Origin of the sequence: Pantoea sp. BRR-3P (assembly GCF_039621635.1) — a bacterium.
In the GTDB taxonomy this organism is placed as follows: Bacteria; Pseudomonadota; Gammaproteobacteria; order Enterobacterales; family Enterobacteriaceae; genus Pantoea; species Pantoea floridensis.
Map to the genome: position 1 here is coordinate 1 of NZ_CP155068.1, position 12,566 is coordinate 12,566.

General features: G+C 44.7%; 6 protein-coding genes and 2 pseudogenes. 3 read left to right on the forward strand and 5 right to left on the reverse strand.

Annotated features, from left to right (window positions below):
* Positions 1-1,221: 1,221 nt before the first annotated feature.
* A complete protein-coding gene (locus AAGR08_RS22855) occupies positions 1,222-2,295 on the reverse strand; it encodes a RepB family plasmid replication initiator protein (RefSeq protein ID WP_345830935.1) in 1,074 nt (357 codons plus the stop codon).
* A 2,476-nt stretch (positions 2,296-4,771) separates the two neighbouring features.
* On the opposite strand from AAGR08_RS22855, the pseudogene AAGR08_RS22860 reads away from it, so the two are divergent.
* Positions 4,772-5,798, forward strand: a pseudogene (locus AAGR08_RS22860) (IS3 family transposase).
* 305 nt (positions 5,799-6,103) lie between these two features.
* Here AAGR08_RS22860 and AAGR08_RS22865 read toward each other — a convergent pair.
* From AAGR08_RS22865 to AAGR08_RS22875, 3 genes are all read right to left on the reverse strand, one after another.
* Entirely contained in the window at positions 6,104-7,075 is a 972-nt protein-coding gene (locus tag AAGR08_RS22865) for a ParB family protein (protein WP_345831045.1), read from the reverse strand.
* An 8-nt stretch (positions 7,076-7,083) separates the two neighbouring features.
* A complete protein-coding gene (locus tag AAGR08_RS22870; protein ID WP_049852738.1) occupies positions 7,084-8,292 on the reverse strand; it encodes an AAA family ATPase in 1,209 nt (402 codons plus the stop codon).
* Between the two features lie 61 nt (positions 8,293-8,353).
* Positions 8,354-8,722, reverse strand: coding sequence for a hypothetical protein (locus tag AAGR08_RS22875; RefSeq protein ID WP_345830937.1), 369 nt, complete (start codon positions 8,720-8,722; stop codon positions 8,354-8,356).
* A 146-nt stretch (positions 8,723-8,868) separates the two neighbouring features.
* Between AAGR08_RS22875 and AAGR08_RS22880 the strand changes: the two genes are divergently transcribed.
* The gene (locus AAGR08_RS22880) at positions 8,869-9,744 is read left to right on the forward strand and encodes a hypothetical protein (RefSeq protein ID WP_345830938.1); all 876 of its coding nucleotides are present in this window, start codon (positions 8,869-8,871) and stop codon (positions 9,742-9,744) included.
* A 521-nt stretch (positions 9,745-10,265) separates the two neighbouring features.
* On the opposite strand, the pseudogene umuC reads toward AAGR08_RS22880, so the two are convergent.
* Positions 10,266-11,306: pseudogene (umuC, locus tag AAGR08_RS22885) on the reverse strand (translesion error-prone DNA polymerase V subunit UmuC); the annotation flags it as partial.
* A 246-nt stretch (positions 11,307-11,552) separates the two neighbouring features.
* Between umuC and AAGR08_RS22890 the strand changes: the two are divergent.
* Positions 11,553-12,551 (forward strand): beta-propeller fold lactonase family protein, encoded by a 999-nt coding sequence (locus AAGR08_RS22890; RefSeq protein WP_013199815.1) that lies wholly within the window; start codon positions 11,553-11,555, stop codon positions 12,549-12,551.
* Positions 12,552-12,566 lie beyond the last annotated feature (15 nt).

Here is a 12,566-nt window from a genome sequence, read left to right on the forward strand (position 1 = left end):
GCGCCGATCTGGGCCCGAAACGCGCGCGGGCGCCCCGCTGTTTAATTCGCGCCGTCCAGGTTATTCTCCGTATACGGGAAAAAGCCGGAAAACCGATCCGGAACGGATCCGCAGAGGGAAGATTTAATCTTCTTGACTTGTCCCCACCGAACTGACCACCGTATCACCCCAGGACCCGGATGCTGGACTGGCTCAGTGAAAAGTATGACGTTCTCTTCGTGGTCAGCGCAGGAAATATGACCCACGATTTGCGCCGCCGGCCATGACAGCATTCAGCATGCTATTCAGAGCTATGTTGCTGCGGTTAAAACCAAAACGTTTCCTGCTGCTGAGCATTGTTACTCTGAATGAGCACGATGGTGCTGAATAAAAATAACCGTTGAGGGCGACGCTTAAATGACTTATTGATCCAATTCTCATTTTTGTTCAATCTGTTCTCATTGTTCTTTTGCCGTTCTGGTGACGAGGTGTTAACTCAAACACATTGCCTCATCCTGGTTTCCAGATAGACAGTGTTTGATAAGGATCTTTGTGACAGAAAGCCTGAACGAGGTTCAAGCAAAGTGACACTGTTACCCTCTATACAAATTCACTAGCTGCTCATCAAAATCGCTGTTGATAGTTAATGTTGAATGGACCGCGCTTTTAATGGTCATGGGAATATGTTCCTTCTGTGAGGATTAATGAGCCTTAACCGCTGTAGTGAGTAGTTGGATCTTAGATCTATGATGACTGCTGTAGCGAGTAGAGGTGGTGACCGCTGTAAAGAGTATCAGTAGAGTATAAAGACTCGACGCTAAATATTTGGCTGTACGTTAGCGGTTAGAGACTAACGGGAACACACACGGTTAGTGCTTACTAACACGCCTTGTAGCAAGGACTGTAAGGTTAGTGGTCACCAGGGCGCTCAGTAAAAAGTTAACCTTATGCCGTTATGACTACTCGCTACAGCAGTCATGCTTAACCAGACATTTATCGGCGTTTTCTCTCTATAGTGGTTAGTGTGGATGGGAGATAAAAGACTGCTATAGAGAGATGAATTTAGTTTTAATTCACGACAATTGGATTAAATGACCGCTGTGGTGAGTGTGATGACAGTCACAATTATGCGGGAAGTAGAGACCACTATAGCGAGTAGGCTTCTCACTACAGCAGTCACAGTTATTCAGAATATAAAAAAGGCACTCCTAGTTTAGTGCCCTCTTCTGTCAGTTTTCGACGTCATTTCTTCTTGCTCTTCCTGATGGTTTCCAGCATAGCCAGCTCTTCTTCTGACAACATGACCATCTTGCCGGCAGCTTCCTTCTTGGCTTTAGGAGTGGCTCTCTGCTTCAATGGCTTCTTAGCCGGAGCAATTTCAACGTCACTCTCTAGTTCATCGTCTTCTAGTTCAGGAAGACTGATTGGAATATTTGCAGGCCTTAGCTTAGGTTGCCGATAGTGGATCGAGAAGTAGATCGTCGAACCTCGTTTGAACTCTGTGTAATCGAGATACCCAATCTCTTTCAACTGCTCCATCGCCCTTCTGACAGTGGCATATTGGGTATTAGGTCGTGAGGTCAAATTTAAGCGCGCCTGAAGGCGCTGCATGGACACCGGAGCAGGATCCGGAGGTAAACTCTCAATGAAGGTGTAGAGCGCCTGAGCAGACTCTTTACGCGCTAATTCGTTGATGGCGCGTAGCTGAAGCAAGACCTTGCGATCAAACTGATAGAGTTCGAAGATCTTAGGATCAGCCTGCAATGTCACGGTGTCATTTTTTACACTGTATTTAGCTGACTGAACCAGATGCGTGACGTAATACTCACCCTCTTTGTTAGCAAAGTGGATGGTATTAGTCGCAATACGCGTCAGAGAGGCCTCCAGACGCGTTCTAAGCTTCGCAGACGAGCGCAATGAGGGAATGCCACAGAGTTTGGCGAAATCAACAAAGGGGAGCGTTACGCTGTCTCCCAGCACTTTGTATTTCGCAAAGGCATGAATGATCCCGACCCATGCTTTAAAGTCGTTATCCATATCAAGGCGTGCGCCAGTGATCTTGATATTTTCATAACCTTCAGCCTTTACGATCGAGAGCTGTCTAAGCTCATTAGTTACGTCCATGGAGGACATCTGATTCTTACGACCATTAGCAGTGGATTTCAGTGTTGGGACAAATAGACCCAGCCTCATTAACGCAACTGGCTGAACAGTATTGTTACTGTTGGGCGTTAGGTGAATAACTTCACCTGTTCGTTTGTCCGTTTCACTGAATGCTTCAGCTATCAGGTTGATTTCTTGTTCTTTTTTCGGCATTTGAAAATCCGTGATATGAACAAGCGATAATCGCTGTTACTCGTTACAGTGGATACTAGCACTCACTACAGCGGTTATTCTACTCACTATAGCGGTTTAATTACTCTCTACAGCGGTCTTACTACTCGCTACAGCAGTCAACGATCCTTTATAAACCCACGTATATCAAGGCTTGAGCGTGGTTTGGGATTTTTTAGGAACATATAGGGTCTTATTATGATCTGTTATTAGATCTAGTCAGTTGATAACTTTAAAACCATTAGATTGCCCATATTGCGTGCTGTTTTCGGTGCGTAACTATTTAAAACTAAGAGCCCATAAAATGTAGTGGTTTTACCGAACCTTAGAGCAGCAGGTGTTTGACCATAATTTCAACTAAATGGCTTATTAACAAGCAAATCAGCCCCTTACTCACTATAGCAGTCATGATGTTCTCTCTATATTGGTCATCTGTTCTCACTATAGCAGTCAAGATGCTCTTTATATTGGTCATTACACTCGCTACAGCAGTCATCGACAGGCGTTTAGCCCACTAATAGCAAGGCCTGTGGCGTTGTCGGGATCTGTTTAGGATCTCAATGGGATCATATTAGGATCAAGTTATTGGATCTGACCTGTGGATAATGGGGATAAATATAGGAACTCTATAAGCTTGTAAGCTATATCCAGTCATACGTCTCAAAGGGTAAGAAGGCTTCACTTATGACTGGTCATCGCATTGTTACAGTGAGAACATACGAGGAATACCGTGGCTTGTGCCTGTAATAATTGAGGATTTTCTACTGAGCTTGTACTAAACACTACTTCAAACAGAGTTCGCATAACCTAATGATGCCTGCCTTCTGGTTCATAAACGCGATGTTAACTATCTACAGCGACTCATGATGACTGCTATAGAGAGAAGATGACTATTGTAATGAGTATCCCCATTAGTCTTCGTTTCAATGAATTGATGTGGATTTGCTTAGGTGTAAGTAGCTCGTGCAACGCTAAAGACCGCTGTAGTGAGTAACTTACTCGCTAAAGTAGTCATTTGGAGTGAGATTACCCATGACATACACTTTCCGATTTTAACAGAATCTACCTCATCTAGTCATTCACATTCCCTGTTAGCAGTAAAAAGTGGCGACATTGATAGTGTTCGGTGCCCTCTCATTTCTCCTCAATTCCATGTTTAATTTCATTATTAATTGATCGCTTGTATAGATAATAAGCTACCCATCGATCAGATCAGCGGCCATTAATCGAGAAATCCAATAAACATCGAGTGAAATCTTCAAAATAGTAGAAGCAGGATTTGTTGAGAGAATGGCTTAGTGAGAGGGCTGTTGAAACAGAAACTGTGTAATGACTAAGACCTGTTAGGACAAGGGGTAGTAATGACTAACTCACTGATGCAAGTGTTTAAAAAAGTATAATACGATTCTTTATTAGTGGGTTGGAAAGCTTTTAAATAATAATATGGGACACTCATTTACACCTCCAGAAATTTCATTTGCTCAGCAACACAACTGTTTGCTGGCTTTAAGCATCAGCTGTTTCGCCCAACAACAGTAATAGGCAACTTGAAACTATTTTCCAAAGTCATTAAAACAAACGAATTTTCCCCAAAAGTTCCATATCTGAGTTAGTTAAATGATGCCATTAGAGAACAAACAACTAAAATGTCTGTTGGATAATAAGCGAGGAGAGGGTCTTTAATTTGAATCAGACTAAGGCGCTAAACCTCGTGAACGCTATATAATCTTGAGGCCATTTCCCGAGGCTTTGGTCTAATCATCACGATCTAGTGCTAGCTGGCGAATAATAGCCATGCTCAACAGAACCGTGATTTTAAAATTCTAACGAAGCATTAATGGCCTTCCCTGCCATCCTCATTGTTTAAACCTCAGGGATTTTACTACCCCCCTGATTCGAAGCCATTCCACATCATATGTTCTTGGTGCGATGTAACCTTGCAACCTTAAATGGTTAAATGAACGCTGTGCCTGGGAACCGGTTAATTCAAGTTGACCGTAGCACTGAGCATAACCTGAAATGTGGTTACACCTTAAAATGAAAAATTGATGCTTAGGGGCAATTTTAGACACTAATTTGTGACGCGTTCTGGAGAATTTTGCAATGGATTGCTGCAGCGAATCCACTAAAATTCACGTAGCGACGTCAGTGCTAATAAACGATTGTTTTTAATGGGTTCTTACCGAGAAATATAAATCCAGCACAAGAAATATGGCAAAATTGTGTTTTAATTAACATTAAGCTTTTTTCTCGATATCTTCACCCACCCCAACAAGGCTATCCACTCTTAGTCCTGAATCGAACGATTTTATTTCACCGCATCAAATAACTTATGTCATTCGTATCGGCTTTGTTATGCATGACCTACTGCACTTTGATGAATACCTCCCTGTGTTAGTCATGCCGACATCAGCAATGGGAGGACAACCACATGAATTGACGTTTTTCCCGCGAACAGATCATCACTATTTTCTACACAGCCGAAGCCGGGATTTTTGCCCGTAAGCACGCCATTTCAGAACCACCCTCTTTATCTTGCGTAAGAAGTTTGGCGGCATCGAAATATCTCAAGTGAAGCAGGTTAAGTCACTTGAGGAAACCAACGCCCGACTCATGAATCTGCTTTCCGAAGCCATACTGGCTATTGAGGCATTTCAGATGAATCTGGTCCAAAAGCACTGACGATAGATAAATAGCGGGAAGCCGTGAAGTTTATATGTATGACCGGCCTGTCGCAGTGAATTGCCTTCAGGCTCATAGGTTTGTCCATGTACAACTGCCTCTATAAGTATCAGCGTCCAACTCCTTGTACGTGAGTAAAAAGGCGCATCAATGAACTAAATTTTCAATGCCGGCGCTTTGGTCTTTGCTGTAACTGGTGGCTTTTGATGTGTTAAGAGCTATGGGTCACGCACAAGGGAGTTAACGCAATTATTATTTTTGTGCCCTTAACAAGAAGAGAAGGTTGCACCGTAATGGGCCGGTGACTGAGTGGCTTCAACTCTATTGTACGGATGCACCTAACCTAGCTAGGTTGATGAATATCATCTTGGACGCACTCGTCAGCTGTTGCCGTATTAATTGCGTGCTCTGTGTAGATGATTACACAGAGGCGAGCCTTACTAACACAGTTGCTTAAAGGATTTCAGATGTTCAGGTCACATATATTCTGGACAGTATCGTGCTGTTACCTGGCTATCTGGTGACGATAAGAACTGCTCAGGGGCCGACATTCACCTGCCTGGTTTTCTGAAAATGATGTGTAACTAAGGCTGATCAAGCAGGGTCAGCAGAAACAGAACGGTTCTAAGGTGAGTTCAAATGGAAGATTTTGAGAGGAAGGCCTAATGAGCAAAGTTATCAGCGAGAATGCTTACGGTAAGAATACGATTGATGAGTGACGGCAGGATTATAACGAGAACCATCCGTATGCAGCGCTGAATTGCCAGATTCAAACTGAATGTCCAGCGGCATGTACAATGTGAATCATGAAAGGCCAATCGACATAGCTAAATGAATACGGACTCAAAGTTTGGGAGCTGGTCGTTAAGCACCGGTTTTAAGGTACACCTAAGGTCACTCCCTCCTCTTTCCCGATATCATTTTCTTATAAATCTGGTCTTGTTTATTAGATTATTTCGGATGAAAACAGTGGGAATTTCAATGTGAAATATTTTTGTTTTTGGTAGGTATAACAATATTTTAGGGTGTTTCTTGGAGGGGCATTTTTTTGATTAAGTTTGAAAGAGGCACAGCTTCAGTCATAAAGCTTTGCCTCTTTGGATGCATGTTAGCTATCACCTTCCGATTGCATGCGTGCTATTACAGCTTTAACTGCAGCATCTAGCTCTGCTTGATAGGTCGCAGGGAGGCGTGAAAACTCATATGTTACCAATCTTTTTTCGCTGTCGGTTTTCTTGCGGGCGAACTGTTTCTTGTCCTTAAAGTCAGCTATTTTTTCCGTGACGACTTGCTTGGGACCGCGCTTGTTTTTCACCTCAGCATTTTCTGCACGGAAATATGCAATTATTTTCGCTTTTACACTCGGATCTTCAGGAGCATAAGAGACATCATTATCTATGCGTTCTTGCACAGCTGAAGTGAGTTGTTGGATGGTTATATGCTGGGCCTCAGCTTTGTCAGCAATATCCAGTAATGTCTGATAATCGTTGATGGACAAGTCACTAACTGAAGGAAAGACGGCGATCATTTCGCCTGGTACAGCTGCGGCTTGATATGCTCTAGTGACTTTGGCTGCTGACAACCCTTCAGCTTCAGCAATGTCAGACTTATTCATATCATCCGGGTACATCAACTGAAGACGCTTTCCAAGCTCACGAAGTGTATGCTCCTTTGCTGTCTGGATGTCGATGGCAAGTTGACGCGCATCTGCAAGGCTAATTTCGTCGCGTGTAACCAACACTTCAAACGATGTGCCATTAAAGATGCAGGCTGCACGTCGGCGTGAACCATCCAGAACCTCAATTCGCCCATCCATTTCGCGGCCAATTGCCGGGAAGAACTGCTGTAACTTAATCGTTCGCGCGATATCACTAACTGATTCCGGGGTCAGAAACGCTTGGTCACGACCGTTTATCGCTGCATCGACATAGGTGTTTGACTCTATATCATCATGAAGCACCCTTGTAAGGGTAAAGCTTGCTTCTGCACCTGATTTTAAAGTGAAAACGCGCTCGCCATCGATTTCATTTAGCGTTTTAGAGAAGCCTGTTTTACCGAATTGACGGCCAAGTTTTACCATTTCTTTTTTCACTTAATACCTCTTACAAACTCAATTCGCTTAAATACTGCTTGCGTAAAACGCTCAGCTTCGCGTTTCGCATTCTTAAGGGCTTCAGCACTACCCGGATAAGAGTGAGGATCTGCGCTGACAATGGTGTCGAAACTCTCACCGCAACGTTCAAAGCCATCAAGTCGCGGTAGTGAGGCATCGAGGATGTAGGACGTAAACACATCACGAGCCAGACCATGCGTCATTTCATGATCCCGCTTAGACGTCATTTTCGACATAAAACCGATATTACCTTTGATGCGGGGAGTGATGCCCTCTTCCTCCAGCTGCTCAAGCATCTCGGGCAGGCGCGTCAAATACTTCAGCGTGGAGTGAAAATCTACCTGTGCCGGCGGCGTAGGAGTCAACAGTAAATCGCTGGCGGCAATGGCGTTGAGCATGAAGGCATCCAGATGCGGACCCGTATCTATAAAGATGAAGTCATAGTCCTGGCCAACACGATCAATAATATTCCGGCGCAACACATCAGAGGGAAGAACCCCCGGTAAATGCTGATTAACGAGGTCATTCCATTGGCTGGCAATAAAGCCATCATCAATCGAAGCTGGGATGATATCCACGCCGGGAATGATGGTCGGCTTGATGATGTCTTCTTTGATTTGCTCAGCATCCAGATCGTTCAACATAGCCTGAGCTGCTGTCTCGACGATTGAGCCAATACTGTTCGTATGATTAAGGAACATGGTGCTGGATGCCTGAGGATCGAGGTCAATCACCAGCGTACGCAAGTCATATTGTAATAGGTCTGGGTGAACACGCAGGCCATGAGCAAGGGTGACCGTGGTGACTGTTTTTGATACGCCACCTTTAAGGTTTACCACGAACACCACAAACGGACCTTCACCTGCATGAATATCGCGATACTTTGGCACTTTGCGATGAGCGTAAATATCAACCACATCCTGGATGGTTAATGCATAGTGCTTGGCATTACCGGCTTCCTTTTTGCCAAACACATGTCCTTTAGATTCCATTTCTTCTACTGCTTGCTCAACAGCGCGTCGGCTAAGCTTAGGTAGGTTAGCTACAGAATTTCGCGTAAATGTCTGGTAATACTGATCGAGACCGTATTCATTACGTCTATCAGTGATGTCATCACTCATGCTGCGAAGCATGGCATTTGCCCTACGCGCTGTTACGTCTACCCCACCGTAATTACTTTTCATTACTCCGCTCCGTTGGTAACTTTTGCAGCCAGTGTACAGCTTATGATGCTGTGTGCAATATTTAGCGATATTCTTTAAAAAGTTGTACTGAACATGAGATGTTGATCCCGCTCATCTTTACTCGATCAGCGGCCTTCTTTCTTCTATAAGCTAACCCCATTAAGTCAATGGTGATGCGATTTGCTGCACCCTCCCCTCTTCTTTTAACTCCGACTACGTAATGAAAAACCGAAAAATTACCCGTGCTAATTTCAATGTTAATCTTATGAAAAATAAGATTTTTTGCTTTTAATTTCAGATTGAAATTCCCTTGAGCTCTTGTGTTTCCCCAGCCCGTTGAGGCGAAGATGTACCTTGTTATCTTTTCAAACCCTTGGATATGATTTCTTAAATGTCTATCAGCTAAATGATGTACATTCAGCGTTATCACTGTAATCGCTTGTAAAATTGCATGGCGGTAAATAGAACGTGGTTTTTTTCCTATTTTGATTCTCCCTCTACGGGCTATAACCAATCTTGGCAATAGTGAATTTATAAATACAATGCTCTATCAAATGGAATGTTCAGGATGGATTCATGGCAATTATAAAGGCTTCAGCTCTACTTTCTCTTCTTTCACTCTTCGCTTTTGATGCGAGCAGCGCAGAGTGTTCACCTCAGCAAGTTCAAAATAACAAGATGAATAATTTCATTCTGTTTGATGAGCAGCCTTCAGCTGACACTCCTAAAGCAATAGAAATAACCATCGAAAGCCGTGATGGCTTCATCCACAGTTCAGTTTCAGCTATCTTCAGCCGTTGCGGAGAATTGATAAAAGCGGATTTCGCTAATGAAAAGAACTACCAAACGGGAAGTCGAGTTTTAACTGCGACCTACTCTGCAGAAATCAACAAAAAAGAGTATGGATGGAAAACAAATTTGCAGTTTGATAATGCCATGACTGATAAAGACTCAAAAAAGAGAACCGAACTCTTTAGTCAGCAAGTTGAAGGTGTGGTCTTATTAGGGAAAAATGGAGTCATAAGTAAGTCAGGCGAAAGATTTGAGGCAATGACAGGAAATCTAAAACAAATTGGAGTAGCGAATACATCTTACCGTTTCGATGCGTCTGAACGGTTACTTATCACGGATAGAAGAAGTAATCTTCGTTCAGATAATGCTAAAACAGTCTATGAATATGATGCCAGAGGGCGACTTCTTCAGAAACGCTCAGCATCAGTATTGGACATCTATTCCTATGATCAAACAGGTAGAGAGCTCAGTTTAACTTCTACAGCGACCTATTTTACCATAGAGAAGACAGTGACCACGTGCCAAGAGTGGAATGAGTTTGGTAAATGCACATTAGCACACCAGCGTATAACGATAACCACTCCCAATGCCAGGTCTGGTGTTAATTCCATTCAGAAACATGATGCTATCCTCAAAACATCTATCAGCTATTGGGAATAAGCGTAGACGTAGAACATAACTATCTCAGATGCGATTCTGTGTTTTATGGCGCTACGATGGGAGTTGAAAGCACTAACTGGTGTCGAAACCAATCAAAAGCATTAGGTAGTTCAGGAAGCTGTTTACAAAAATGCCCCGCCGACATTCAGCGTTCTTACAATTTTAATCAGATTGAATAGGTTTGGAAGATGAGTATCATTCCAGGCCAATATTTCGTGATGAAGTAATTCTTATATGGGAAGCACTGCAGGTATGTAATTTGTTGCGTTAACCCATTTTAACGACATTTTCATTTTCCCTTTATTCCTGGAAACTAGAAAGAGGTTGGGTGTACTGTTTAAGGCTCAGTGAAAATGATTATCATCATATGTTTGATGCAATGAACATCCCTCCGCCTCATAGGGTTCTTCAGGAGTGTGAATAATCTTTATTATTATCTGCTAGTGCGGAGGTCACCCTAAACTGAAGAACAGATATTTACGCTTGAATGGGCATCTCATCCTAAAGCGTGCGGTCAGGCTTTAATACACTCTGGCTATAGGGATCTCGTTCCAGTTGGTAGTCCAGGCGTTACTCAACAATTCACGTTTCATTTTCCACTCTGTATTAACCCCCTGACCAGCAAACCACACATTGCCAAGTCCGGACTGGTTTATACCATCTAAAACCTTCATGAGCTTTTCGCTGTTGGGCCAAGGTTGATTTTCATCGAACAGATTTAACTGGCTCACTCCATTTGGCGTAAAATCATCGAGCATGACGCCAGCCTTCATATACCTTTTTCCTTCAAGCCAGATTTGATCAAGGGACTTCATCACAACATCAATGATCTCTCTAGTATCTTGCGTAGGAAGCGAAAGCTTCATACCTGCAGTGTTGCCATAGTAGATCTCATTGTGTGCATGAGGTGACGTTTGAATGAACATGCTGACATGGCGACAGTATTGACGTTCACCGCGCAATTTTTCTGCTGCACGTGTCGCGTACTGACAAAGTGCTTGCTGCATGGCAAACTTCGTTGTGATGCGTTCACCGAAGCTACGACTACAAACGATTTGCTGCTTGGCTGAAGGAAGCTCTTCCAAGGGTATGCAAGATTCGCCGTTAAGCTCTCGCACAGTACGCTCCAAAACAACGCTGAAGTTGTCACGGATGAATCTAGGATGAGCGCGTGAGAGATGGAGCGCGGTTTCATTTCCCAGCAGATTAAGTCTTTTAGCAATTCGCCGGCCAACCCCCCAAATCTCCTCGACAGGCTGATTTTCCAAAAGTGTAGTGGTGCGCTGCGGATTGCTGGGCGTTAGCGCCAGTACCCCGCGGAATTGTTTCCACTCTTTGCTTGCCCATTGAGCCGATTTAGCCAGTGTTTTTGTGGGCCCCATACCCACGCCTACGGTGAGTCCCGTAGTATCAAGTACGTGGCTACGCAGACGTCGGCCGAAATTCTCAAAGCTTTCGCATCCGTCTATGCCGGTTAGATCCAGAAACATTTCATCAATGCTGTATTGCTCAACCCTTGGTGTGATTTCTTCAAGAGCGGTCATTACACGCTGAGACATCGAGTGGTTTATGTGGAATGCAATTTAAACAAAAAAATAAGTTACCATTCCTCTGAAGTTTATTTTCTGAACAGGAATTATTCAGCCTTGAACCACTTCGGTATGCTTACTGGCAGGGAGGAAAGTTGACGGGTGGTAAGACATAGCCGGAAAATCGATTTCCCCGCCGGGATTTAATCTGCCACGCTTATTCTGAAGCCCTCAATCGGGCAATGCGCTTTTATCTTTCACTTTATGCAGGAAGAAATAATGATAAAAAATTACAGAATCCCGGGACTGACCGCGGTGGCATTTCTCCTCATAAGTACCATCGCAGGTGCTGCAGAAGCGCGCTGGACGTTTGACGGCGATATCCACAACAATTCCCTTGCTGTCAGTCCCGATGAAAAAACGGCGGTGGCGTCCTACAGTGAGCGCTCAGACGTGGTGGTCTATGATCTGGCTGCCGGGAAAGTCAGAAAGGTGATGAAGGGCTACGTCACCCCCCGTAATGCACTTTTCTCTCCGGACGGTAAGGCCATATTTCTTTCTGACAGCAGTCTCGGCGTAGTCAAAAAAATCAGCACCGGGACGCTTGACGTGGCGGCCACGCTGCCGCTGGGGCCCGGGGCATTCGGCACGGCCATAAGTCGTGACGGTCAGCGACTGTATGTGAATAACGAGGCCGCCAGCACGCTCTCGGTGTATGACCTTACACATGACCGGCCCATTGCAGTTGTGACGGGTTTTGCCCAGCCCCGTCAGGGCATTAAAATCAGCCCGGACGGCAAAACCGTCTACGTCACCAACTTTAAGGGCGATAAAATTACCCTGGTTGATGCCGTGACGGGCGACATTCGCGGCGAGATAACCGGCTTCAGCAAGCTGCGCGCCATTTCTGTCAGCGCAGACGGCCGCACACTGTACGCGGCTAACAGCGGCAGCAACACAATCGCCGTGGTTGACACGCAAAAGCACGTCATTACGGCAACCATTCCCGTGGGTCAGGACCCTTACGGTGCCGCGCTGACGCCGGATAACCGCTATGTTTACAGCGGCAACCTTGGCGACAACAGCCTCTCCGTTATTGATACCGCCGCCGGTAAGGTGGTGTCCACCGTCACCGGACTGGATGCGCCCCGTCAGGCGATTGTCTTCAACAAGGACGGTACCCGCGCGTGGGTGCTGAATAAAGACCTCAGCATTGCGGTGGTTGACCTGAAAAAGAACCGTGTCATGGCCACGATTAAAAGCCCGCCGCAGACCTGACGCGAAACCTCCCTT

Excerpts from the sequence above, each read along its gene's own strand:
- AAGR08_RS22865 (WP_345831045.1), bottom strand. The coding sequence starts at position 7,075 with ATGGTAAAACTTGGCCGTCAATTCGGTAAAACAGGCTTCTCTAAAACG.
- AAGR08_RS22870 (WP_049852738.1), bottom strand. The coding sequence starts at position 8,292 with ATGAAAAGTAATTACGGTGGGGTAGACGTAACAGCGCGTAGGGCAAAT.
- AAGR08_RS22890 (WP_013199815.1), top strand. The coding sequence starts at position 11,553 with ATGATAAAAAATTACAGAATCCCGGGACTGACCGCGGTGGCATTTCTC.
- AAGR08_RS22855 (WP_345830935.1), bottom strand. The coding sequence starts at position 2,295 with ATGCCGAAAAAAGAACAAGAAATCAACCTGATAGCTGAAGCATTCAGT.
- AAGR08_RS22880 (WP_345830938.1), top strand. The coding sequence starts at position 8,869 with ATGGCAATTATAAAGGCTTCAGCTCTACTTTCTCTTCTTTCACTCTTC.